The 22,387-nt window shown below is 73.1% G+C and carries 20 protein-coding genes; 11 read left to right on the top strand and 9 right to left on the bottom strand.

What is annotated here, in order from left to right:
• Positions 1-66: 66 nt before the first annotated feature.
• The 7 genes from EV699_RS11660 to EV699_RS11630 all read right to left on the bottom strand — a co-directional run bounded on the left by EV699_RS11660 (position 67) and on the right by EV699_RS11630 (position 9,766).
• On the bottom strand, positions 67-420 hold the full coding sequence (locus EV699_RS11660) for a hypothetical protein (RefSeq protein WP_132542871.1): 354 nt from the start codon (positions 418-420) through the stop codon (positions 67-69).
• Positions 421-452: 32 nt separating this feature from the next.
• Positions 453-3,554, bottom strand: coding sequence for an efflux RND transporter permease subunit (locus tag EV699_RS11655; protein ID WP_132542869.1), 3,102 nt, complete (start codon positions 3,552-3,554; stop codon positions 453-455).
• 10 nt (positions 3,555-3,564) lie between these two features.
• Positions 3,565-5,253, bottom strand: a complete 1,689-nt coding sequence (locus tag EV699_RS11650) for an efflux RND transporter periplasmic adaptor subunit (protein WP_132542867.1) — start codon at positions 5,251-5,253, stop codon at positions 3,565-3,567.
• Entirely contained in the window at positions 5,250-6,440 is a 1,191-nt protein-coding gene (locus EV699_RS11645; RefSeq protein WP_132542865.1) for a TolC family protein, read from the bottom strand. Before EV699_RS11645 ends, EV699_RS11650 begins: the two co-directional genes overlap by 4 nt.
• A gap of 93 nt (positions 6,441-6,533) precedes the next feature.
• Complete coding sequence (locus EV699_RS11640; protein WP_132542863.1) at positions 6,534-6,899, bottom strand: hypothetical protein; 366 nt, start codon at positions 6,897-6,899, stop codon at positions 6,534-6,536.
• A gap of 111 nt (positions 6,900-7,010) precedes the next feature.
• Complete coding sequence (locus EV699_RS11635; protein WP_132542861.1) at positions 7,011-8,945, bottom strand: AAA family ATPase; 1,935 nt, start codon at positions 8,943-8,945, stop codon at positions 7,011-7,013.
• A gap of 44 nt (positions 8,946-8,989) precedes the next feature.
• Positions 8,990-9,766: a DUF4412 domain-containing protein gene (locus tag EV699_RS11630; RefSeq protein ID WP_132542859.1), complete on the bottom strand. Its 777-nt coding sequence runs from the start codon at positions 9,764-9,766 to the stop codon at positions 8,990-8,992.
• Positions 9,767-10,047: 281 nt separating this feature from the next.
• Here EV699_RS11630 and EV699_RS11625 point away from each other — a divergent pair, with 281 nt between their 5' ends.
• On the top strand, positions 10,048-10,359 hold the full coding sequence (locus tag EV699_RS11625) for a hypothetical protein (RefSeq protein ID WP_132542857.1): 312 nt from the start codon (positions 10,048-10,050) through the stop codon (positions 10,357-10,359).
• Positions 10,360-10,374: 15 nt separating this feature from the next.
• Here EV699_RS11625 and EV699_RS11620 read toward each other — a convergent pair whose 3' ends face one another.
• A complete protein-coding gene (locus EV699_RS11620; RefSeq protein ID WP_243662645.1) occupies positions 10,375-11,112 on the bottom strand; it encodes an SDR family NAD(P)-dependent oxidoreductase in 738 nt (245 codons plus the stop codon).
• A 139-nt stretch (positions 11,113-11,251) separates the two neighbouring features.
• Here EV699_RS11620 and EV699_RS11615 point away from each other — a divergent pair, with 139 nt between their 5' ends.
• The 4 genes from EV699_RS11615 to EV699_RS11600 are packed head-to-tail and all read left to right on the top strand — an operon-like array spanning position 11,252 to position 14,976.
• Complete coding sequence (locus EV699_RS11615; protein WP_132542853.1) at positions 11,252-11,668, top strand: nuclear transport factor 2 family protein; 417 nt, start codon at positions 11,252-11,254, stop codon at positions 11,666-11,668.
• Positions 11,669-11,678: 10 nt separating this feature from the next.
• The gene (locus EV699_RS11610) at positions 11,679-12,932 is read left to right on the top strand and encodes an NAD(P)/FAD-dependent oxidoreductase (RefSeq protein WP_132542851.1); all 1,254 of its coding nucleotides are present in this window, start codon (positions 11,679-11,681) and stop codon (positions 12,930-12,932) included.
• Positions 12,929-13,723, top strand: coding sequence for a DUF1365 domain-containing protein (locus EV699_RS11605; RefSeq protein WP_132542849.1), 795 nt, complete (start codon positions 12,929-12,931; stop codon positions 13,721-13,723). The genes EV699_RS11610 and EV699_RS11605 overlap by 4 nt, the downstream gene beginning before the upstream one ends.
• Complete coding sequence (locus EV699_RS11600; protein ID WP_132542847.1) at positions 13,720-14,976, top strand: SAM-dependent methyltransferase; 1,257 nt, start codon at positions 13,720-13,722, stop codon at positions 14,974-14,976. The genes EV699_RS11605 and EV699_RS11600 overlap by 4 nt, the downstream gene beginning before the upstream one ends.
• A gap of 37 nt (positions 14,977-15,013) precedes the next feature.
• Here the strand turns inward: EV699_RS11600 and EV699_RS11595 are convergent, their stop codons facing one another.
• A complete protein-coding gene (locus EV699_RS11595) occupies positions 15,014-15,346 on the bottom strand; it encodes a DUF1475 family protein (RefSeq protein WP_132542845.1) in 333 nt (110 codons plus the stop codon).
• Between the two features lie 96 nt (positions 15,347-15,442).
• On the opposite strand from EV699_RS11595, the gene EV699_RS11590 reads away from it, so the two are divergent.
• The 6 genes from EV699_RS11590 to EV699_RS11565 all read left to right on the top strand — a co-directional run bounded on the left by EV699_RS11590 (position 15,443) and on the right by EV699_RS11565 (position 22,318).
• Entirely contained in the window at positions 15,443-16,228 is a 786-nt protein-coding gene (locus tag EV699_RS11590) for a DUF1295 domain-containing protein (protein WP_132543087.1), read from the top strand.
• A gap of 52 nt (positions 16,229-16,280) precedes the next feature.
• Complete coding sequence (locus EV699_RS11585) at positions 16,281-17,273, top strand: SAM-dependent methyltransferase (RefSeq protein ID WP_132543085.1); 993 nt, start codon at positions 16,281-16,283, stop codon at positions 17,271-17,273.
• 46 nt (positions 17,274-17,319) lie between these two features.
• Entirely contained in the window at positions 17,320-18,318 is a 999-nt protein-coding gene (locus EV699_RS11580; protein WP_132542843.1) for a MerR family transcriptional regulator, read from the top strand.
• 125 nt (positions 18,319-18,443) lie between these two features.
• Entirely contained in the window at positions 18,444-18,983 is a 540-nt protein-coding gene (locus EV699_RS11575) for a FecR family protein (protein WP_165904111.1), read from the top strand.
• Between the two features lie 30 nt (positions 18,984-19,013).
• A complete protein-coding gene (locus tag EV699_RS11570; RefSeq protein ID WP_132542839.1) occupies positions 19,014-20,867 on the top strand; it encodes a CHASE2 domain-containing protein in 1,854 nt (617 codons plus the stop codon).
• A 446-nt stretch (positions 20,868-21,313) separates the two neighbouring features.
• Positions 21,314-22,318 (top strand): hypothetical protein, encoded by a 1,005-nt coding sequence (locus tag EV699_RS11565; RefSeq protein ID WP_243662644.1) that lies wholly within the window; start codon positions 21,314-21,316, stop codon positions 22,316-22,318.
• Positions 22,319-22,387 lie beyond the last annotated feature (69 nt).

Raw genomic sequence — 22,387 nt, 5'->3', positions numbered from 1 at the left:
GGGTGCGGGGCCGGGACGGGCCTGCGCCGCGGGGGCGCAGGTGTGGGGGCGTGGGATGGCGAACACTCAATGGCCTTCCAGACGAGTCTGGATCGGCGCGCGGCCCGGCAGCTTGATCGAGATCACGGCGCGGGCGCCCGGCGGCAGCGCCTGCGCGAGCTTCAGGCGGTTGTCGCCGGCGGCTTCGAGGGCGATCGCCGCGCCGCCGCTGGCGACGATGCGGCCGCTGGCGCCGGTGGCGGCGAGCGGCGTGCCGCCGTGCTCGTAGAGGTACACGGTGTCGCCGGTGACTTCGAGGATCGTGCCGTCCGCCGTTTCGATCATCGTGCCGCCGTGCTTCGACACGGCTTTCAGGTCGGCATCGGCGTGGGCGGCGGCGGCCGCGAGCAGCAGGGCGAGGGCTGGCAGGGTCTTGCGCATGGTCGGGGTGTCTCCCGTGGTCGAGGGGGGATTCAGAAGCTTTCGTCGCCGGCCTGCGCGATCAGCCGCCGCGCCGGTTTTTCGCCGAACAGCCAGAACAGCACCGGGGTCAGCAGGGTGTCGAGCAGCGTCGAGCTGATCAGGCCGCCGAAGATCACCACCGCCACCGGGTGCAGGATCTCCTTGCCGGGGGCGTCGGCGGCGAGCAGCAGCGGCACCAGGCCGAAGGCGGCGACCAGCGCCGTCATCAGCACCGGCGTCAGCCGTTCGAGGCTGCCGCGCACGATCATCGCGGTGGAGAAGTCCTCGTTCTCGTGCAGCATCAGGTTCAGGTAGTGACTGACCTTGAGGATGCCGTTGCGCGTGCTGATGCCGGCCAGCGTGATGAAGCCGACCAGGCTCGCCACCGACAGCACCTGCCCGGCGAGCCACAGCCCGGCGACGCCGCCGATCATCGCCAGCGGGATGTTGACCATGATCAGCACCGAGAAGGTCACCGAGCGGTAGCGGCTGTACAGCACCAGGAAGATCAGCGCGCACGACACCAGCGCCAGCAGTGCGATCAGCGCCGCGGCCTCCTCCTGTGCCTGGAACTGGCCTTCGAGCGCGGTGAAGTAACCCTCGGGCAGCGGCGTCGCCGCCAGCAGCGCGCGGATGTCGGCGACGATCGCCGCCATGTCGCGGCCGTCGCCGTTGGCCGAGATCACGATGCGGCGGCGGCCGTCGTCGCGGCTGACCTGGTTGGGCCCGAGGTCCTCGGCGACGTCGGCGACCAGCCGCAGCGGGATCCAGCCGCCCGGCGTCTCCACCAGCAGCTCGGCCAGGCGCTCGACGCTGCGCTCGGCCTCGGCCAGGCGCAGCACCACGTCGAAGCGCCGGTCGCGTTCGATCAGTTGCGTCACCACGCGGCCGTTGGCGAGCGTCTCCAGCGCCTCGCCGACCGCGGCCGGGGTCACGCCGTAGGCGCGCGCTCGCTCGTAGTCGAGCCGCACCTGCACCTGCGGGATCAGCACCTGCTTCTCGATCTGCACGTCGACCAGCCCGGGGATGGCCTTGAGCTTCGCCTCCAGCCCGCTGGCCAGGTCGCGCAGGGTGTCGAGATCGTCGCCGAACACCTTCAGCGCGATCTGCGCGCGCACCCCCGACAGCAGGTGGTCGAGGCGATGCGAGATCGGCTGGCCGACGTTGACCGCCGCCGGCAGCAGTGCGAGGCGGCCGCGGATGTCGGCGATCACCGCCTCGCGCGGGCGCGCCGAGGGTTCGAGGTCGACGTCGATCTCGCTCGAATGCACGCCCTCGGCGTGCTCGTCGAGTTCGGCGCGGCCGGTGCGGCGGCCGACCCCGGTGACCTCGGGCACCGCCAGGAGCAGCCGCTCGGCGAGGGCGCCGACGCGGTTGGACTCGGCGAGCGAGGTGCCGGGATTGAGCAGCAGGCTGACGGTCAGCGTGCCCTCGTTGAAGGCGGGCAGGAAGGCGCGCGGCAGCGCCAGCAGCAGCCCGCCGGCGAGCGCGACCAGCAGCACGGCGCTGGCGAGCAGCCCGCGCGCGTGGCGGAACGACCACGCCAGCAGCCGCGCATCGATGCGCTTGAGCCAGGTGACCAGGGGGCTGTCGCCGTGCGCCATCAGCTTCGCGCCGGGCAGCAGGTAGAAGCACAGCACCGGCGTCACGGTGACCGAGACGACCATGCTCGCCAGCATCGACACCATGTAGGCGATGCCGAGCGGGGTGAACAGCCGCCCCTCGATGCCCGACAGCGCGAACAGCGGCACGAACACCAGCACGATGATCAGCGTCGCGTAGAAGATCGCCGAGCGCACCTCCAGCGTCGCCTGCGCGATCACCGCGAGCGGCGGGCGCGGGTGCGCGTGCTGCGCGTTCTCGCGCAGGCGCCGCAGCACGTTCTCGACGCCGACCACGGCGTCGTCGACCAGCTCGCCGATCGCGATCGCGAGCCCGCCGAGCGTCATCGTGTTGATCGAAAGCCCGAAGGCCTCGAACACCAGCACCGCCATCAGCAGCGACAGCGGGATCGCCGTCAGCGAGATCAGCGTCGTGCGCAGGTTGAGCAGGAAGGCGAACAGCACCACCGCGACCATGATCGCGCCGTCGCGCAGCGCCTCGACCACGTTGCCGACCGAGGCGTCGATGAAGTTCGCCTGGCGGAACAGCCGCTCGGGTTTCACGCCCGCGGGCAGCGTGCGCGTGAGCTCGGCGAGCGCGCTCTCGATCGCGGCGGTGAGCCTGACGGTGTCGGCCGCGGGCTGCTTCTGCACCGACAGGATCACCGCGGGCTGGCCGCCGAAGCCGGCATCGCCGCGCTTGACGCGCGCGGCGAGCTCGACCCGCGCGAGCTGCTGCAGGTACACCGGCCGGCCGTCGCGCACCGCCACCACCAGCCCGGCCAGGTCTTCGAGCCGGGTGGTACGGCCGAGCGCGCGGATCAGGTACTCGCGGCTGCCCTGGTCGATGAAGCCGCCGCTGAGGTTGGTGCCGAAGCCCTTCAGCGCGCCTTCGAGGGCTTCGAGCGACACCTCCAGGTCTTCCATCGCGGTGACGTCGGGGGTGACCTGGAACTGGCGCACCTCGCCGCCGATCGGGATCACCTGCGCGACGCCGGGGATGGTCAGCAGCCGCGGCCGCAGCACCCAGTCGGCGGTCTCGCGCAGTTGCATCGGCGTGACCGCGTCGCCCTCGGCGCGCAGCGCGATCAGCATGATCTCGCCCATGATCGAGGTCACCGGGCCCATCTGCGGGGTCACCCCCGCGGGCAGTTGCGCCGCCACCGCCGCCATGCGCTCGGCGACCTGCTGGCGGTTGCGGTAGAGGTCGGTGCCCCAGGCGAACTCGACGTAGAGGATCGACAGCCCCACCCCCGACACCGAGCGCACCCGGCCGACACCGGGCAGCCCGTTCATCGCCGTCTCCAGCGGGAAGGTGATCAGTTGCTCGACCTCCTCGGGCGCCATGCCCTCGGCTTCGGTCATCAGCGTCACGGTGGGGCGGTTGAGGTCGGGGAACACGTCGACCGGCAGTTGGCGTGCGCTCAGCGCGCCGTAGACGAGCAGCAGCAGCGCCGCCGCGAGCGCGATCAGGCGGTGCGCGAGGCTGGCGTTGATCAGGCGTTCGAACATGCCGCGACCCTCAACGCACTTGCGCGAGCAGCGCCGCGCCCACGGTGACCACGCGCTCGCCGCCGGCGAGCCCGGAGGTGACGACGACGTCGACGCCGTCGACCGCCTCGAAGCGCACCCGCACCGGCACGAAGCGCTCGGCCGCCGTCTGCACGAACACCACCGGCTCGCCGTTGGCGCCGCGCGTCACCGCGTCGCGCGGCAGCCGCACGCCACGCACCTGCTCGCGGCTCTGCACCAGGATGCGCAGCGGCTCGCCGGCGCTGAGGCCGGCGAGCCGCTGCGCCGTCCCCCGGGCGTCGGCAGCCGCGGGCGCGGCGAGCGCATCGACCACGCGGAACTGCATCGGCAGGCCCTGCGAACGGCGCTGGAAGCCGACGCCGCGCAGCTCGAGCGCGAACGCCCGGCCGTCCTGCGTCTCGGCGAAGGCGCGCTCGATGCGCGTCGGCAGCGTGGCGTCGAACACCCGTGCCTCGGCCCACCACGCCGCCGGGTCGACGATCTCGACCAGCGTCTCGCGCGCCTCGGCGAGCTGCCCGGCGACCAGTGCGGTGTGGCTGATCACGCCGGCGACCGGTGCGCGCAGCGCCTCGCGCGCGGCGAGCCCGCTGCCCATCGCCGTGCGCCGCTCGCGCAGGCCGGCGAGCTCGGTGCGCGCGGCGTCGATCTCGCCGGCGGCGACGCTGCCGGCGAGCGGCTGCAGCCGGGCGAGGCGGCGTTCGGCAAGGCGGATCTGGCTGTCGAGTTCGGCGAGCTGGGCCTGGCGCTCGCTGGTTTCGAGGCGCGCGGCCAGCGGCACCAGCCAGGCCAGCACCTCGCCGGCTTCGACGTGCTGGCCGATGTGCGGGAAGGCGCCGTCGACCGGTTCGATGCGGCCTTCCTGCGTCGCCTGCACGCGGCCGCTGCGGTTGGGATCGGCGAGCAGGTGGCCGGGCAGCACCTGCGTGCGCGGCGTGTCGCCACTCGCAGTGAGCCGCGTGCGCAGGCCGAGCAGGCGCTGCGCCGGCTTCGGCACGAACAGGCTGGCGTCGGCCAGGCGGCTCGGGGCATCGCCGGCGCCGGCGGGCGCGGCGACGGCCTGGCCGTCGCCGTGGTCCTCGCCGCCGTGGGCGAAGGCGGGCGCCGCTTGCCATGCGGCCGTGGCGACGAGCGCGGCACCGGCCAGCGCCGCGGCGCCCCCGGGCGCGCGCAGGCGGCCGAGCAGCAGCCCGACGACGAGCCCCGCGGCAGCGGCGCCGAGCACCGACCACCAGCCGGCTACCGCACCGGCGCCGGCGGCCGGTGCGGTAGCCGCGGGAGCGACGACCGCGAGCTTGCCGAGCAGCACGTCCTGCACGCCATCGGCGTCGATGCTCGCGATGATCTCGCGGCTGCCCGGCGCGGCCAGGTTGGCGTCGTCGACGCGGTAGACGCCGTCGCCGGTGTCGACCACGGCGAGCGGCCGGCCGTCGGCTTCGAGCGCCAGGCGGGCGCCGGCGACCGGCTCGTTGCTGGCGTAGCGGTCGAGATACAGCGTCAGCCCGTGGCCGTCGGCGTCGAGGATGCCGACGAGCTGGAAGTCGCCGCTGGCGGTCTCGAAGCGCGGCGCGGCGACGACCGCCGCGGCGGCGCTGGCCTTGCCGTCGCCGTGGTCTTCGCCGCCGTGGGCGAAGGCGGGCGCCGGCAGCAGCGCGAGGAGACAGGCGAGGAGGCGGATCATGGCAGCACCCCCAGGGCCTGGTTCAGGCGCGCGCGGGCGCGGCCGGCACGCAGTTTCTGCTGGGCGGCGGCGGCCTCGGCCGCGGCGGCGTCGGCGCGTACGCGCAGCAGCGTCGGCAGGTCGGTCTGGCCCAGCGTGAAGCTCTTCTGCGTCAGCGCGAGGCGGCGACCGACGAGCGCGTGGCGCTCGCGGGCCTGGGCGAGGCGGGTCTCCTCGAGCGTGAGCGCGGCGCGCGCGGCATCGGCCTCGCGCGGGATGCGCTCCTCGGCGAGTGCCTGGCCGGCGGCGGCATCGAGCAGTTCGGCGCGGGCGTCGGCGACCTCGGCGCGGCGCAGGCGCTCGCCGCCGAGCGGGATCGACACGCCGATGCTGACGCTGTCGTCCCAGTCCTCGCCGTGCGCGCCGCGCTCGCGCTTGCCGCCGATCACGAGCCTGGGGCGCTCGTCGGGCGTGCGCCCGGCAACGCGCACCCTGGCCTCGGCGAGGTCGGCGGCGGCGCGTGCGGCGAGGCGCTCGGGGTGGTCCTCGACGACGGCGGTGGCCGGCGGCTCGTCGAGCCGCGCGGGCAACGCGTCGGCCCCGGTCAGCGCGCGCCAGGCGTCGAGGGCCTCGCGGCGCGTCGCCTGGCGCTCCAGCACCGTCTGCCGCGCGGCCAGCGCCTCGTCGCGGGCGAGCAGGGCGTCGGTCTCGGCGAGTTCGCCGACCGCGACGCGGCGCTCGACCTCGCCGGTGAGTTGCGCGGCGGCGCGCGCCTGGCGCTCGGCGAGCGCCAACTCGGCCTCGGCGAGCGCCAGCGCCCACGCGGCCTCGCGCAGCCGCCCGGCGAGGGCCAGGCGCAGCGCCCGCTCGCGGCGCTCGACGCCGTCGCCTTCGCGCTCGGCGAGTGCCGCGCGCGCGGCGCGTTCGCCGGACCACCACAACGGCAGTTCGACGCCGAGGTCGAGTTCGCGGGCACCGCGGTCACCGGTCGGCTGGTCGCTTTGCAAGGTGAGGTCGAGGCTGGGCGGGCCGGCCAGCCAGCCGGCAGCGAGTTCGCCGCGCGCGGCGGCGGCTTCGCGGCGCGCATCCAGTGCGCGGGCTTGCGGATCGCGCGTCCAGGCGCGCTCCAGCAGGGCCCCGAGGTCGGCGGCGTCGGCACGCGGCACGACGAGGCCGGCCACCAGGGCGATGGCGATTCGGAATGGCATGACACCCTCGCAGGGAATCGGATGAGGCGCGCGGCGGGCGCGCGCAGGCGCGGCGGCCGGGGGCCGGCGCGACGGTCTGCGGCGTGCGAGGGGTCAGGCCCGCGGTGGGCGGACGGGTTGCTCGGGGACGTGGGTGCTCGCGTGCACCGGGCGCGCGGCAGGGGCTTCGTTGCCGAGGTCGTGGGCGAGCTCGGGGCCGGCGGCGAGGGGGGCCGCGGGTGCGGCACAGAGGCCGGTGTCGTGCTCGTCGAGCACGGTGCCGGGGGGCACGCCGTCGGCCTCGCCGGCGATCGAGTGGAGCTTGACGCCGTCCGCGTGCAGGTGGGCGAGGTGGGCGTGCTCCGGCATGCCTGCGGCGTGCGCGTGCGGCTGCAGCACCGGCGCGAGCGCGGCGATCGCGTGCAGCGGCACGGCGAGCGTCAGCACCAGGGCGAGGCACACACGCAGCAGGCGGAGCATCGGGATGGCGTCGGGTCGGGGATGACGGGCGGCTGCCCGGGGCGAGGGGACGCTACCCGCCCGCGGCAGCGGCGTCAACCGCGATGGGCACGCCGCGCCGGGTGGGGGCGCTCAGGGGCGTGCGGCCTCGCCGCCGCGCGCGCGCAGTTCGTCGAGCTGCTGGCGCAGCGCGGCGTCCTCGGGGGCGATCGACGCGGCGATGCCGAGGTAGCGGATCGCCCGTTCGGTCTCGCCGCGGGCGCGCGCGCTTGCCGCCCACTGCTGGAACTTGCCGCGGATCTGCGCGAGCCCGGCCTCGGCCTCGTCGTTGCCGGGGGCGAGCGCGAGCACCTCGCGGTAGGTCTGCATCGCGTTGTCCCCCGGCGGCTGGGTGTAGCGCAGCGTGGCCATCTGGTTGCGTGCCTGCGCGAGCAGCGCGCGCACCGCGCTGGCGAGCGCGGGCGAGGTCTCGGGGGTGTCCGGCGTCGCGGCGGCGGCCGGTGCCGTCGCGATCACCGTGATCGTCGGGGTGGCCGCGGGTGCGGCGGTCGGCGCCGGCGTGTCGGTCGCGGTGACCGCGGGCGCTGCGACCGGCGGCGGCGCCGTGGCAGGTCGTGCAGGTGCGGTTTCGGCGGTGGCTGCAGCCGGTGTGGCCACAGCGGCGGCGGGCCGCTCGGCGGTCGTCTCGGTACCGGCGGGGGGGGCGGTCGGAGCGGTGTCCGCGACGACGGCGGGTTGTCCGGCCGGCACGTGGGGCGATGCAGCCGGTGGTGCCGGTGGGGTCGCGGTGACCGCAGACGCGGCGGCCGTGGCGTTCGCCGGCGGCGCGATGGCTGCAGCGGCCACGGGCCGCGCGGGAGCCGCTGCGGGGGCCGGCGTTGGCGCGCTGCCCGCCGTGGCCGCACCGTGAGCGGGCGCGGCCGCGGGCACGCCGCGTGCCGGGCCGCCGACGGCGGCGAGCAGTTCGCGCAGCGGCGCGTCGAGCGCCGGCGGCAGCCAGCCGAGGCGGAACGCCGCGAGCGTCGCCGCGGCGAGCAGGCCGATGCCGAAGCTCAGGTACACGCCGGTGCGCCGGCGCACCGGCAGCGGACGGTGGCCGATCTCGGCCGGATCGGCGTGCACCTCGGGGAGCGGCGCGGGTGGTGGCTCGTCGACCGCCGCGTGCGCGACGTGCCCGGCGTGCTCGGGGGCGTGCATCGCCGGCAGTTCGGCGGCTTCCAGCGCCGGCCGCGCCGGCATCGGCTCGATCGGCGGTGGCGGCGCGCCGAAGCGTGGCGCCTCGGTGGCCGGCGTGTCGGCGGCGACGTCGCGTACCAGCGCGGCGGTGACCACGTGCTCCGAGCCGAGGTAGGCGAGCAGCAGCGACTGGTTGCAGATGCGGTTGAGCAGGCGCGGCACGCCGTGGGCGAGTTCGGTGATCTTGGCGATCGCGCCGGCGTCGAACACGCCACCGGGGTGGCCGGCGGCGAGCACGCGCCGCTCGATGAAGGTGCGGCATTCGTCCGGCGCCAGCGTGCGCAGGCGCAGGTGGCGCGGGGCGACGCCGAGCGGCGTGGCTTCGAGCCGTTCGCCCAGCGTCGGCTGGCCGCACAGCACCACCTGCACCGGATGGCGGCCGACCTCGGTGATGTCGAGCAGCGTGGCGAGGCCCTCGAGGGTCTCGTCGGGGAGGTTCTGGGCGTCGTCGAGCAGCAGCAGCAGGCTCTTGCCGGCGGCGATCTCGCGCACCAGCGCGATCCGCAGGGCCTTCAGCCGCTCGGCACGCGAGGTGCCGGGGGCGCGCAGGTCGAGGTCGTCGCACAGGTAGTTGAGCAGGTCGTCGAAGCCGAGGTGCGCGTTCCAGAACAGGATGCAGTGGCGCCGCCCGGCCTGTTCGGCGATCAGCCGGCGCAGCAGGCTGGTCTTGCCGGTGCCCGAGGGGCCGGTGAGCACCAGCAGGCGCACCTGGTCGTCGAGGCTCACGCGCAGCGTTTCGAGCGCCGTGGCCTGCGCGCCCACCGGTTCGAAGTCGCCGGGTTCGGGGTCGCCGAAGGGCGGGCGCGTGAAGCCGAAGTAGTTGATGTACATCGCGTGGGTGTGGTCCGGCGCCGGCTTCCGGGTGCCGGCGCAGTTCAGTGGATCGGCAGCGGTTCCTGCCTGCGGTAGCCGGCGGGCACGCGGAAGCGATCCGGCGCCACCGGGCCGCGCTGGATGCTCTTGAGCTGCGTGAGGATCTCGTCGCCCTCGGCGAATTCGAGCGTCTGCACCGGAAAGCCACCGAGGTCGAGCGTGGCGTCGGCGTCCTGCCCGGCCATGCGTTCGAGCGCGGCGAGCATGCGCATCAGCGTGCCGTACTCGGCCTCGGACAGCCCGAGCGTCTCGCGGCCGCTGACGCAGTGCGTCTGCTCGCGGTCGTCCTCGACGTAGACCTCGATCACCTGGCAGCCGAAGCCGGCGACGGTGCGCGTCTGCCTCTGGCGCTCGACGCGGCGCTGCGCGCTGCCGGGGCGCGCGTCGGCGTGCAGGCTGCGCTCCAGCGCGGCGCGCTCCTCGGCCGGCAGGGTCGCGAGCTGCGCCTCGAACTGCTTCTGCAGCGCCGCGACCTGCTGGTCGCGGACGCGGTCGAGCTGCTCGGCCGACTCGCGGTTGAAGTCGAGGTACACGCGCTCCTCGTCATCGAGCATGGTCAGCGTGTCGCTGGTGGCGTCGAAGATCATCGCCGAGTGCTCGTCGCCCTGGCGGGTTTCGAGGCGCAGCCGTTCACCGGCCACGAAGATGGTCTCGGTACCGTCGATGCCGGCGCTGCGCGTGTTCAGCAGCAGCGTGACGTCGGCCCTCGCCACGACGGCTGCGCACAGCAGCGCGCAGCCGAGCAGTCGGGCGACGGGAAGGGGGGACCGGAGGCTCATGCGGTTTCCTCGGTGACGGCCACGGTGAAGCACCGGCAAAGGTAGCGGTTTTCGCTGGCATGCCCAAGCCTTGCGCCCTCCGGGAGGGTGGGTCACAGGGTGCGGGGACAGGGCTGCCTGTAATCGGGACCGATGAAGTGCTATATAGATTTCGTAGCGATGACAAAGGGGGATTTACAGTGATTTTTCGTCTTACTGTCCTGTACAAGTTTGATGTACATATTTTGTAAAGGTTAAAGTGGAGTGGTCGAACGCGGTTGATGCAGAAAGTGGGGGGCACGATGAACCGTGAAATCAAGTCGACGATGGCGTGGGTGCTGGGGGCCGTGCTGGTGATGTCCGCCGCTGCCGCGGCCGGCGCGGAGCGCGACTGTGTACCGGATCGCGTGGCGCCGCAGCTCATGGTGGACGGGTACGCCGCAGGGACGGCGCGCGAGTTCCTCGCCGAACTGGCGTGGCACCACCGCCGCACCGTCCAGTCCGCGGGCGTGGGGCTCCTGTCGCGCGCCTATCCGGCCGGGTCCGACGAGTACCCGGCGGAGGAGCGCGTCTGGCGCATCGCGGGTGCTGCGGCGCCGAACCGCACCTACTGAAACGCCGGCCCGGCGTCAGCGCACGACCGGGCGGATCGCCGTGAAGCCGCCGTCGTAGGCCCAGACCTGCCCGGTGATCCAGGCGGCACGCGGCGACAGCAGCCAGGCCATCAGTTCGGCAAGTTCATCCGCCGCACCGACGCGCGGGAAGGGGTACTGCCGCGCCGCGGCGGCGCGCGTGACCTCGTTGCCGACGATCGCCGCGGTCGCCGGGGTGTCCATCAGGCCCGGGGCGACCGCGTTGATGCGCAGGCCGGCGCTGGCGTAGTCGGCCGCCGCGGCACGCACCAGCCCCTCGATTCCGGCCTTGGCAGCGGCGACCGCCGCGTGGTTGCCGACGCCGGTGCGTGCGACGACCGACGACACCAGCACTGCCGCGCCCGGCGTGCGCGCCTCGCGCAGTGCCTCGGCCCAGGCGGCGAGCGTGAAGAAGGCGCTGTCGAGGTTCGCGGCCATCACCGCGCGGTACTGCTCGGCATGGGTGCGGTGCGCCGGTGCCAGCAGGATCGAGCCCGCGCAGTGCGCGAGCGCGGTCGGCACGCCGAGCTCGTCGCGGCAGCGCGCGAGGGCCTCGCGGGCGCCGCTGGCGGTGGAGACGTCGGCGACGATCAGGTGGTCGCCGGCCGCGCTGCCGGCGAGCCGCCGGGCGTCGCGGCCGACCAGTGCGAGGCGCCAGCCCTCGCTGCGCAGGCGTTGCGCCACGGCACGGCCGAGGCCGCCCGAGGCACCGGTGATCAGGGCGATGGCGGTCACGGTGGCGGTCTCCATAGCGGGGTGGTGAGCCTCAGTCTAGGTCGACGTATAGTTTTTGTGTAGATAAATTTATCATTGCGTATTATATTTGTACCCATGACGGCCGGCCATGGGCGCCGTCGCGGTAACGGGATGCGCGATGAATCCGACCCTCGAACGCTTCAAGGCGACGTTCAACGAACTGAACGCCGACAACCTCGACCGGCTCGACGCGGTCTACGCCGCCGACGTCGACTTCCGCGATCCGGTGCACGCGCTGCGCGGGTTCGACGCGCTGCGCGCCTACTACCGGCGGCTCTACGCCGGCGTCGAGGCCTGCCGCTTCGACTACACCGACACCGTGGTGCAGGGCGGCACGGCGGTGGTGCTGTGGACCATGCACCTGCGCCACCGGCGCTTTCGCCCCGGCGAGACGCTCGTGCTCGACGGCGCGAGCCACCTCGGCTTCGGCGAGCGCGTGTATCGCCACCACGACTACTTCGACATGGGCGCCTTCATCTACGAGCGCGTGCCCGTGCTCGGCGCCGTGATCCGCCGCATCAAGTCGGGGCTGTGAAGGGGGCGCCATGAACATCGCCATCATCGGCAGCGGCATCTCCGGCCTCACCGTCGCCCACCGCCTGCACCGCGAGCATGCGCTGACGGTGTTCGAGGCCGCCGACTGGATCGGCGGCCACACCCACACCGTCGACGTGCGCTGCGGTGGGCGCGACTACGCCGTCGACACCGGCTTCATCGTCTTCAACGACCGGACCTACCCGCACTTCATCGCGCTGCTGGATGAACTGGGCGTGGCCTCGCGGCCGACCACGATGAGCTTCAGCGTGAGCTGCGAGCGCACCGGGCTCGAGTACGGCGGCAGCAACCTCAACACGTTGTTCGCGCAGCGGCGCAACCTCTTGCGCCCGGCCTTCTACCGCATGCTGCTCGACATCCTGCGCTTCAACCGCGAGGCGCCGGCGGTGCTCGACGGCCCGGCGCCCGGCCCCACGCTCGGCGAACTGCTCGCCGCCGGCGGCTACGGGCGCGGCCTGCGCGAGCACTACCTGCTGCCGATGGCGGCGGCGATCTGGTCGGCCGGCACCGCGACGCTCGAACGCATGCCGGCGCGCAACTTCGTCAGCTTCTTCCGCAACCACGGCCTGCTGTCGGTGAGCCGGCGGCCGCAGTGGCGCACCGTGACCGGCGGCTCGCGCGAGTACGTGCGCCGGCTGGTCGCGCCGTTCGCCGGGCGCATCCGCCTCGGCTGCCCGGTGGCGCGGGTCACCCGGCGCAGCGGCGGGGTGGAGGTCAAGCCGCTCGGCGCGCCGGCCGAGACCTTCGACGCGGTGGTCTTCGCCTGCCACAGCGACCAGGCGCTGCGCCTGCTCGGCGACGCCAGCGCGGCCGAGCGCGAGATCCTCGGCGCGATCCCCTACCAGGCGAACGACGTGGTGCTGCACACCGATGCGCGCCTGCTGCCGAGCCGGCCGCGCGCGCAGGCGGCGTGGAATTACCACCTGCTCGCCGAACCCCAGGACGGCGTGCCGGTCACCTATGACATGAACGCCCTGCAGGGGCTCGACGCGCCCAGGCGCTTCTGCGTCACCCTGAACCGCACGCGGCACATCGACCCGCGCGAGGTGATCGCGCGCTACACCTACCACCACCCGGTGTTCACCCCGGCGGCGATCGCCGCGCAGGCGCGCCGGCACGAGATCAGCGGCCGCCAGCGCACCTGGTACTGCGGCGCCTACTGGGGCTACGGCTTCCACGAGGACGGCGTGCGCAGCGCGCTCGACGTGGTCGCCGACTTCACCCGCACGCGGGTGGCGGCATGAACGCGCCGGCCACGGCCCCGCTGGCGAGCGCGCTGTACGTCGGCACGGTGCGCCACCGCCGCTTCGCGCCGCGCGCGCACGCCTTCCGCTACCGCCTGTTCATGGTCTACCTCGACCTCGGCGAGCTCGACCGCGTGTTCGCCGGGCGCTGGCTGTGGTCGGCGCGGCGGCCGGCGCCGGCGTGGTTCAGCCGCGCCGATCACTTCGGCGACCCGGCGCGCCCGCTCGACGCCTGCGTGCGCGAGCTGGTCGAGCGCGAGACCGGGCGCCGCCCCGCCGGCCCGGTGCGGCTGCTGACGCACCTGCGCTACGCCGGCCACTGCTTCAACCCGATCAGCATCTATTACTGCTTCGACGCCGCCGGCGAGCGCGTCGAGGCACTGGTGGCCGAGGTCACCAACCTCCCCTGGGGCGAGCGCCACTGCTACGTGCTCGACCCCGGCGGGCGTCCACTCGCGCGGGCGCCGCAGCGCTTCGCCAAGCGCCTGCACGTGTCGCCGTTCCTGCCGATGGACCTCGACTACGCCTGGCGTTGCCATGAGCCCGGTGCGCGCCTCGGCGTGCACATGGACGTCCACCGCGGTGCCGACAAGCTCTTCGACGCCACGCTGAACCTGCTGCGCGAGCCGATCGGCTCGCGCAGCCTGGCCCGCGCGCTGCTGCGCTTTCCGCTGATGACGCTGACGGTGGTCGCCGCCATCCACTGGCAGGCGCTGCGGCTGTGGCTGAAGCGCGTGCCGCTGTTCGATCACCCCGCCCGTTCCACCCCCGTCGAGGAGCCGCCGCGATGAACCACACCGTGCTGCCCGAACCCCGCTCGCCGGCCACCCCGGCACTGGTCGACCGCCTGCTGCGCCACGCCGTGTTCGGCCGCATCCGCGGCCTCGCGCGCGGCGGCCTGACGGTGCTCGACCACGCCGGGCGGCACGTCTTCGGCGATCCGGACGGGGAGGGGCCGCACGCCACGGTGCGGGTGCACGACCCGCGCCTGTACACGCTGGTCGCGCTGCGCGGCACGGTCGGCGTCGGCGAGGCGTACATGGCCGGCTACTGGAGCACCGACGACCTGGTCGCGGTGGTGCGCCTGTTCGTGCTCAACAAGGCGGTGCTCGACGGCCTGGAGCGCGGCCTGGCGCGGGTGGCGCTGCCGGCGCTGAAGGCCTGGCACGCGCTCAGGCCCAACAGCCGCGACGGCGCGCGCGCCAACGTCGCCGCGCACTACGACCTCGGCAACGACTTCTACCGGCTGTTCCTCGACGAGACGATGATGTACTCGTGCGCGGTGTTCGAGCACCCGCAGATGACGCTTGCCGAGGCCTCCACCGCCAAGAACGAGCGCATCTGCCGCAAGCTCGCGCTGACGCCGGCCGACCACGTGCTGGAGATCGGCAGCGGCTGGGGCGGCTTCGCGCTGCACGCCGCGGCGCGCCACGGCTGCCGCGTCACCACCACGACGATCTCGCGCGAGCAGTACGCGCTCGCCCGCGAACGCGTGCACGCGGCCGGGCTCGACGACCGCGTGACGGTGCTCTGCGAGGACTACCGCGACCTGCGCGGGCGCTTCGACAAGCTGGTGTCGATCGAGATGATCGAGGCGGTCGGCCACCGCTACCTCGACACCTACTTCCGCGCCTGCTCGAAGCTGCTCGCGCCCGACGGCCTGATGCTGCTGCAGGCCATCACCATCCGCGACCAGGAGTACGAGCGCGCGCGGCGCTCGGTGGACTTCATCCAGCGCTACATCTTCCCCGGCGGCTTCCTGCCCTCGGTGCGGGCCATCGCCGACACCGTCGCGCGCGTCACCGACCTGCGCGCGCTGCACCTCGAGGACTTCGGCCCGCACTACGCCACCACGCTGCGCCACTGGCGCGGCCGCTTCGACGCCAACATCGAGCGGGTGCGTGCGCTCGGCTTCCCCGACAGCTTCACGCGGATGTGGGAGTTCTACCTCGCCTACTGCGAGGGCGGCTTCGCCGAGCGCTACATCGGCGTGGTGCAGCTGCTGCTCGGCAAGCCCGACAACCGCCGCGAGCTGAGGCTCTGAGCATGCGCGCCGCGCGGCCCGCCGCCCCCGCGGGCGTTCAGCGCCGGCTGGCGGCGGCCGGCAGCACCAGCTCGCGCAGCGAGCGCGCCCGCGGCGTGTGGCAGATCAGGTACAGCAGCGTGACGACGTTGCCGAGCACGAACAGCGCGGCGATCCACGCCGCCGCGCGCAGGGGGCTCGGTTCGACGAGCGCGATCCACGCCGCGACGAACATCAGGCCGACGCCGAGGTCGAGCAGCGTCACCAGCCCCCACGGGTCGCGCGCCATCGCCACCAGCGACGTCAGCACGTTGGCCTGGCCGGCGGCGCTGATGATGCCGGCCATGAGCAGCCCGAGCAGGACTCCGCAGACGATGATGACGATGCGCATGGCGAGCTCTCCCGACGTGGTCTGCCATACCGACCGCCGCCGCGGCCGGAAGTGCGCCGCGGCGCGCGCGGGGAGGGACGGGTGAGCGACGGCGCGTTGTTCCTGCTCGGCTGGGGGCTCGCGGCGCTGGCGCTGCTGCTCGCCTGGGCGTGGCAGCAGCGCACGCACGACGCGAGCGCGGTCGATGCCGTCTGGGCCGCGGTGATGGGCGCGCTCGCGCTGCTCCACGCCGCGCTCGGCAGCGGCGATGGGGCGCGCCGGCTCGCGCTGGCGCTGCTCGGCGGTGCCTGGGCGGCGCGGCTCGCGCTGCACCTGCTGCGCGACCGCGTGCTCGGCAAGCCCGAGGACGGCCGCTACCGGCGCCTGCGCGCGTGGTTCGGCGCGCGCGCAGGCCTCGGCTTCTTCGCCTACTTCCAGGCGCAGGCGCTCGCCGCCGCGGTGTTCGCGCTGCCGTTCCTGGCGGTGGCGCAGAGCCCCGGCCGGCCGCCGGCCGCCGCACTCGCCGCCGCGGTCGCGCTGTGGGCGCTCGCGGTCACCGGCGAGAGCCTCGCCGACCGCCAGCTCGCCGCCTGGCGCGCCGACCCGGCCCAGCGCGGGCGCAGCTGCCGCGCCGGGCTGTGGCGCTACTCGCGCCATCCCAACTACTTCTGCGAATGGCTGCACTGGTTCACCTACCCGCTGCTCGCCTGGGGCGGGCCGGGCGTCTGGCTCGCACTGCTCGGCCCGGCGCTGATGCTCGCCACGCTGCTCGGCGTGACCGGCATCCCGCACACCGAGCGCCAGGCGCTCGCCAGCCGCGGCGAGGACTACCGCGCCTACCAGCGCGAAACCAGCCGCTTCGTCCCGTGGTTTCCGCGATCCACCCCCCGCCGCGACGCCTGACGCCGCCCCTGCCACCGGAGCCGCCACCGTGAACACCACCGCAATCGAACTGATGGAGCGCGGGCTGCTGCCCGACGTCGTCACCCGCGCCGGCATCCGCCGGCTGCTCGCCGGGCGCCTGGCGAGCGAAGCGCGGCAGCAACCGGCGCGCGCGCAGTTCGTCGCCGCGCTCGCCGCAGGCCCGATCGCGATCGCCACCGCGACCGCCAACGCCCAGCACTACGAGGTGCCGGCGGCGTTCTTCGCGCACGTGCTCGGCCCGCACCTGAAGTACTCGTGCGCCCACTGGCCGGCGGGCGTCGACACGCTCGCCGCCGCCGAGGCCGCGATGCTCGCGCTGAGCTGCGCGCGCGCCGGGCTCGACGACGGCCAGCGCATCCTCGAACTCGGCTGCGGCTGGGGTTCGCTGACGCTGTGGATGGCCGAGCACTACCCGCGCGCGCAGATCGTCGCGGTGTCGAACGCCCCGTCGCAGCGGCGCTACATCGAGGCGCGCTGCGCCGCGCGCGGCCTGCGCAACGTGCAGGTGCTCACCGCCGACATCAACGACTTCAGCCTCGACCGGCGCTTCGAGCGCGTGGTGTCGGTGGAGATGTTCGAGCACCTGCGCAACCACCGCGCACTGCTCGAACGCATCGGCGGCTGGCTCGCGCCCGGCGGCAAGCTGTTCGTGCACGTGTTCAGCCACCGCTGCTACACCTACCCGTTCGAGGACGCCGGCAGCGACGACTGGATGGCGCGGCACTTCTTCACCGGTGGCATCATGCCCGCCGCCGACCTGCTGCCGGGCCTGCGCGGGCCTCTGCAGGTGGAGCAGGCCTGGTCGGTGGACGGCCACCACTACCGGCGCACCGCCGAGGCCTGGCTCGCCCGGCTCGACGCCGCGCGCGAGCCCGTCCTCGCGCTGTTCCGCGAGGTCTACGGCGCGGCCGACGCGCGACGCTGGCTGCACCGCTGGCGCGTGTTCTTCATGGCCTGCGCCGAGCTGTTCGGCTACGCCGACGGCGCCGAGTGGGGCGTCAGCCACTACCGCTTCAGCCGCTGAGCCGCGCCCGCGCGGCCGGCGCTCCCTGCCCCGAGGTCCTGCCACCATGAACAGCCCTGCCGACGAGTCCGCGCCGCCGGCGGCCGAGCAGCTCTACCGCATCGGCACCGTGTCGCGCCTGACCGGCATCGCCACCGTCACCCTGCGCATGTGGGAGCGCCGCTACGCGGTGGTCGACCCCAACCGCTCGGAGGGGCGCAACCGCCTCTACGACCGCGACGACATCGCCCGGCTGGCGATCATCAAGCGCCTGGTCGACGCCGGCCACGCGATCGGCACCGTCGCCGGCCTCACGCTCGCGCAACTGCAGGAGCGGCTCGAACTGGTCGAGCGCCCCGACGCCGCCGTCGCCGAGCCGGCCGGGCGGCAGGCCGCGCCGGTGCGCGTGGCGGTGCTCGGCAACGCGCTGCCGGCGCGCGTCGCCCGCCTCGGTGCCGAACTGGTCGGGCTCAGCGTGGTCGCCAACCTGCGCGAGCCGGCGCGCTTCGCGGCCGAGGTGCCGGCGCTCGCGCCGCAGGTGCTGGTGCTCGAATACCCGCTGGTCGACGCCGCCACCGCCGCCGCGGTCGAGGCGCTGCGCCGCCACTGCGGCGCGCACCACGCCGTGGTGGTGTACGGCTTCGGCAGCCGCGGCGCGGTGCGCGGGCTCGACACCGCCAGCATCACCCCGCTGCGCGCACCGGTCGGCATGGCCGAGCTGCGCCTGGCCTGCCGCGCCGGCGCGCGCGCGCCGCTGCTGCCGGCCGGGCGCCCGGCGCCCGACCTGGGCCTGCCGGCCGGCGGCGTGCCGGCGCGCCGCTACGACACCGACGCGCTCGAACGCATCGCCGCCACCACCCCGAGCCTCGCCTGCGAGTGCCCGCACCACCTGGTCGACCTGGTCAACAGCCTCGCCGCCTTCGAGGACTACAGCGCCGCGTGCGAGCACCGCAACCCCGACGACGCCGTGCTGCACGCCTACCTGCACGCCACCACCGCGCAGGCGCGCGCGCTGATGGAAGAGGCCCTGACCCGCGTGGCGCGCGCCGAGGGGCTGATCGACTAGCCTCCCCGCGTGGCGGCTTGGAAAGCGCCGCCGGCAGCGCCTACGCTGAAGCGCGCCCGCCTTCCTTTCCCCTCCGGCGTGCTGCGCGGGGCCGCGGGCCGCCCCGCCGGCCGCGGAGAACCGCGTTGAACAGCCGCACCCCATCGCTCCCGTCCGCCGCGCGCGGCCTGCTGCTCGCCGCCGCGTTCGTCGCCACCGCGGCACTCGCCGACGACGGCCTGTGCCGCCTGGAGCGGCGCGACGCCGGCGCCGGCCACGCGCGGCTCGTCTGCGGGCCGGACCTCGCCGTCGAGACCGCCGCCGGTGCCGAGGTCGAGGTGCGCGACGCCGACGGCGACGGCCGCGCCGACGCCGCCGAACTCAGCCGCGGCGCGGTGCTGCTGGAGTTCACGCCGGCCTCGCCGCGGCCGTTCGAGATCCGCACGCCGCAGGCGATCGCCGCGGTGCGCGGCACCGCGTGGGCGGTCGATGCCGCCGCCGGCGCCACCGACGTGCTGGTGCTCAGCGGGCGCGTCGCGGTGCGCGCACGCGAAGGCGGCGCCGACGCCGGCGTCGAACTCGGCCCCAATGAGGGCACCACGGTGCGCGCCGGCGAGCCACCGCTCGCCGCCGGGGTGTGGAAGGCCGCGCGCGTGCAGGCGCTGCTGCGCCGCTTCGGCCGCTAGCCGGGCGCCGCGGTGCGCCTTTCCGCGGCCATGCGGCTGGCCCTGGTCTGCGCCTGCGCCGGCGCGGCCTGGGGCGGCTGGCTCGGCGCGCGCCACCTCGCCGGCGCGGCGAGCGCGCTCGACCGCCTGGAGGCGCTGACGCTCGACCTGCGCAGCGAACTCGCCGGCCCGCACGCCGCGCCCGACGAACTCGTCATCGTCGCGATCGACGAGGCGAGCGTCGCCGCCGCCGGGCGCTACCCGCTGCCGCGCGCCACCCTCGCGCAACTGGTCGAACGCATCGCCGCCGCCGGCCCGCGCGCGCTCGCGCTCGATCTGCTGCTGGTCGACCCCGGCCCCGAGGCCGACGATGCCGCGCTCGCCGCGGCACTCGGCCGCGCGCCGGGCATCCTCGCCGCCGCCGCGACCACCTTCGCGCCGTCCGCCACCACCGCCGCGGTGCTGCCGCAGGCGCGCGACCTGCTGCTGCCGCTGCCGGCGCTGCGGGCGGTGGCGCACCCGGCGCACGTCAACCTCGCCACCGACGCCGGCGGCACGCCGCGCCACGTACCGCTGCTGCTGGCGCTGCCGGGCGGCGTGCTGCCCTCGCTGGTGCTGGCCGCCGCGAGCAGCGGCGCGGCGACGGTCGGCTTCGACGCCGACCACCTGCGCCTCGACGGCCGGCCGGTGCCGCTCGACCTCGGCGCGCACCTGGCACTGCACTTCTACGGCCCGCGCGGCAGCGTGCGCACCGTCGGCGCGCAGCAGGTGCTGCACGATCCCGCGGTGGCGGCGGGCCTGGCCGGGCGCGTCGTGCTGGTCGGCGCCACGGTGATCGGCAGCGGCGACCGCTTCCCGACCCCGTTCGACGCCGCGCTGCCGGGCATCGAGGTGCTCGCCACCGGCGTCGGCAACCTGCTCGCCGGCGATGCGCTGCGGCGCACGCAGGCGGTGCGCCGCGTCGACGCCGCCGCCGCGGTCGCGCTGCCGGTGCTCGTGGTCGGCGCCAGCGCGCTGCCGGGCTTCGCCGCCGGGCTGCTGCTGGCCGGCGCGCTGCTCGCCGGCTGGTGCCTCGCCGCCTACTTCGCGCTCGCCGGCGCCGGGGTGTGGCTCGCGGTGGCGCTGCCGCTGGCCGGCGCGCTGCCGGCGCTCGCGCTGCACGCCACCGGCCGCGTGTGGCTGGAGCGGCGCGAGCGGCAGCGGCTCGAACGCACCCGCGACGCGCTCGGCCGGCTGCAGTCGCAACTCGTCGCCAAACGCCTCGCCGCCGACCCGGACTTCCTCGCCGAGCCGGTCGAGCGCCCCGCGGCGGTGGTGTTCGTCGACCTCGCCGGCTTCACCGGCCTCAGCGAACGCCTCGGCCCGGCGCGCACGCATGCTGCGCTGCGCGCCTTCCACGGCCTGGTGCACCGCGAGGCCTCGGCGCGCGGCGGCTTCGTCGCCACCTTCATGGGCGACGGCGCGATGATCGTGTTCGGCTTTCCCGACCCCGCGCCCGACGACGCCGCGCGCGCGCTGGCACTGGCGCAGGCGCTGATCGGCACGCTCGGCGGCTGGCTCGCCACCGTCGCCCCGGCCGAACTGCCCGCCACCGCGCTCGGCTCGCGCTGCGGCGTGCACGCCGGCACCGTGGTGTTCTCGCGCCTCGGCAGCGAACAGCAGGAGCACATCACCGCCAGCGGCGACACCGTCAACGTCGCCAGCCGCCTGATGGAAATCGCCAAGGCGCGCGGCGCGCAGATCGCCGCGAGCGAGGCCGTGTGCACGCAGGCCGGCCCGCAGGCGCTCGGCGGTGCCGGCCTGCGCTGGTCAATCGCCGAACAACTCCCGGTCCGCGGCCGCCGCGAAGCCCTCGGCGTGCGCTTCGCGTTTGCTGACGGAGAGGTGGGGGAGGGGGCTGAGTGAGGGAGAGCGGCACCGACGCGGAGACACAAAGCCCCTTTCCCTCTGGGAGAGGGGCAGGGGTGAGGGTGCCTTTCCGGCATAACTCATCGAGGCAACAACTTGAAGGTGGTTGATCCGGAGTCGGCATGACCGTCCTGCCGGCCGCGACGATCACGGGGTGAGCGCCGGCAAATGCGGTCCGCATAACAAATCGTGCAGGTCGATAACGTGTTGAATGTGAAGTGCTTTATGAGGTGTTGGAATAGGTGTTAGGCGGACGGATCGCCGTACTAAAAATATGGTGCGGCGATCCGCCCGGCTAATGCGTGTGCGAACGACCGGGCGTGGTCTTGTCAAGCGATTGATCGACCGCTATTTTTCGGTGAATATCCCGCGACCGCGAGCGTGTTTATGCGGCCGATCGGCCGCCTACATGTAGTTATATCTCACTCCCATAGGAGCCATCCTTGGCCAACGAACTCATAGTTAGCACAAAGAATGAAGTCAGCACTGGTGTAGATCATTTCACTACGGCACTGACAAGTTACTTGAATGAACTTGGGCTCCCTACGGACAAAGTTCTGGTGGCAGTTCCGGAACGACAGCGTGTAATCAATAACCTGCCTGATGTAATTTTCGCTATTGATGGTAGTCGTAGGCAAAACTCTCTTTACCTATCTAAATTCATTGCAGCCTGCGGCGCTGGTTTGTTTGATGCAGCCCTGAATTTCATTTGGGATGAAACAGTTGTAAACCTAAGAACCAAGGTTGCAAGATTTGATCTCGAATATTTTTACGATAGTGTTGTTACTGACCCAGCTAGGCGGACAAAACTAAAAGGCGAGTCTGATTTATCAAAAATTGAAGAATGGGAACTCGTGCGGGGTTGTCACTTGACGGGCATCCTCTCTGATATTGGTTATAAGCATCTTGACTACATTAGAGATATGCGCAACTGGGCAAGTGCGGCCCATCCAAATCAGAACGAGCTAACAGGGTTTCAATTAGTGTCGTGGTTGGAAACCTGCATTAAAGAGGTGATTGCGAAAGATCCGGAAGGTCCGGCTATAGAGGTAAAACGGTTCTTAAACAGCATTCGCAACACCAATCTAACCGCTGGCGATGCACAGCACATCAATGCAGGAATCGAATATCTCCCCGCAGACATTATAAAGTCGCTACTGCGCACGCTATTCGGAATGTACACAGCCGCAAATGCAGCGGTACAGATCAAATCAAACATCAAGCTTGTTGCGCAGAAATGCTGGACACTATCGCCAGAAGATGCAAAACACGAGTGCGGCTTCCGTTATGCAAGTTTCGCCGCAAACGGCGAAATCGACCGAAAGAGTGCGGCGAATGAGTTTCTAACCGTGGTTGGTGGATTGCCATATCTTCCCGGAGACACATTGGCACTAGAAATATCCGAGAAGATTGCAAATCTATTTACTGAGCTCTGCATGGTTAGCTAATACAAGCCAGTCTCTTTGAAGCAACCCAGAATAATCCGCTTCTTGCACCGCAGCCGTGCTACCGCCCGC

The organism is Plasticicumulans lactativorans, assembly GCF_004341245.1.
Lineage (GTDB): Bacteria > Pseudomonadota > Gammaproteobacteria > Competibacterales > Competibacteraceae > Plasticicumulans_A > Plasticicumulans_A lactativorans.
The sequence above is the reverse complement of the archived record's forward strand: the minus strand, read 5'-3'. Positions and strand labels throughout refer to the sequence as shown.

Excerpts from the sequence above, each read along its gene's own strand:
- EV699_RS11595 (WP_132542845.1), bottom strand. The coding sequence starts at position 15,346 with ATGCGCATCGTCATCATCGTCTGCGGAGTCCTGCTCGGGCTGCTCATG.
- EV699_RS11580 (WP_132542843.1), top strand. The coding sequence starts at position 17,320 with ATGAACAGCCCTGCCGACGAGTCCGCGCCGCCGGCGGCCGAGCAGCTC.
- EV699_RS11625 (WP_132542857.1), top strand. The coding sequence starts at position 10,048 with ATGAACCGTGAAATCAAGTCGACGATGGCGTGGGTGCTGGGGGCCGTG.
- EV699_RS11615 (WP_132542853.1), top strand. The coding sequence starts at position 11,252 with ATGAATCCGACCCTCGAACGCTTCAAGGCGACGTTCAACGAACTGAAC.
- EV699_RS11600 (WP_132542847.1), top strand. The coding sequence starts at position 13,720 with ATGAACCACACCGTGCTGCCCGAACCCCGCTCGCCGGCCACCCCGGCA.
- EV699_RS11660 (WP_132542871.1), bottom strand. The coding sequence starts at position 420 with ATGCGCAAGACCCTGCCAGCCCTCGCCCTGCTGCTCGCGGCCGCCGCC.
- EV699_RS11605 (WP_132542849.1), top strand. The coding sequence starts at position 12,929 with ATGAACGCGCCGGCCACGGCCCCGCTGGCGAGCGCGCTGTACGTCGGC.
- EV699_RS11585 (WP_132543085.1), top strand. The coding sequence starts at position 16,281 with ATGGAGCGCGGGCTGCTGCCCGACGTCGTCACCCGCGCCGGCATCCGC.
- EV699_RS11635 (WP_132542861.1), bottom strand. The coding sequence starts at position 8,945 with ATGTACATCAACTACTTCGGCTTCACGCGCCCGCCCTTCGGCGACCCC.
- EV699_RS11570 (WP_132542839.1), top strand. The coding sequence starts at position 19,014 with ATGCGGCTGGCCCTGGTCTGCGCCTGCGCCGGCGCGGCCTGGGGCGGC.
- EV699_RS11640 (WP_132542863.1), bottom strand. The coding sequence starts at position 6,899 with ATGCTCCGCCTGCTGCGTGTGTGCCTCGCCCTGGTGCTGACGCTCGCC.
- EV699_RS11655 (WP_132542869.1), bottom strand. The coding sequence starts at position 3,554 with ATGTTCGAACGCCTGATCAACGCCAGCCTCGCGCACCGCCTGATCGCG.
- EV699_RS11630 (WP_132542859.1), bottom strand. The coding sequence starts at position 9,766 with ATGAGCCTCCGGTCCCCCCTTCCCGTCGCCCGACTGCTCGGCTGCGCG.
- EV699_RS11610 (WP_132542851.1), top strand. The coding sequence starts at position 11,679 with ATGAACATCGCCATCATCGGCAGCGGCATCTCCGGCCTCACCGTCGCC.
- EV699_RS11645 (WP_132542865.1), bottom strand. The coding sequence starts at position 6,440 with ATGCCATTCCGAATCGCCATCGCCCTGGTGGCCGGCCTCGTCGTGCCG.
- EV699_RS11650 (WP_132542867.1), bottom strand. The coding sequence starts at position 5,253 with ATGATCCGCCTCCTCGCCTGTCTCCTCGCGCTGCTGCCGGCGCCCGCC.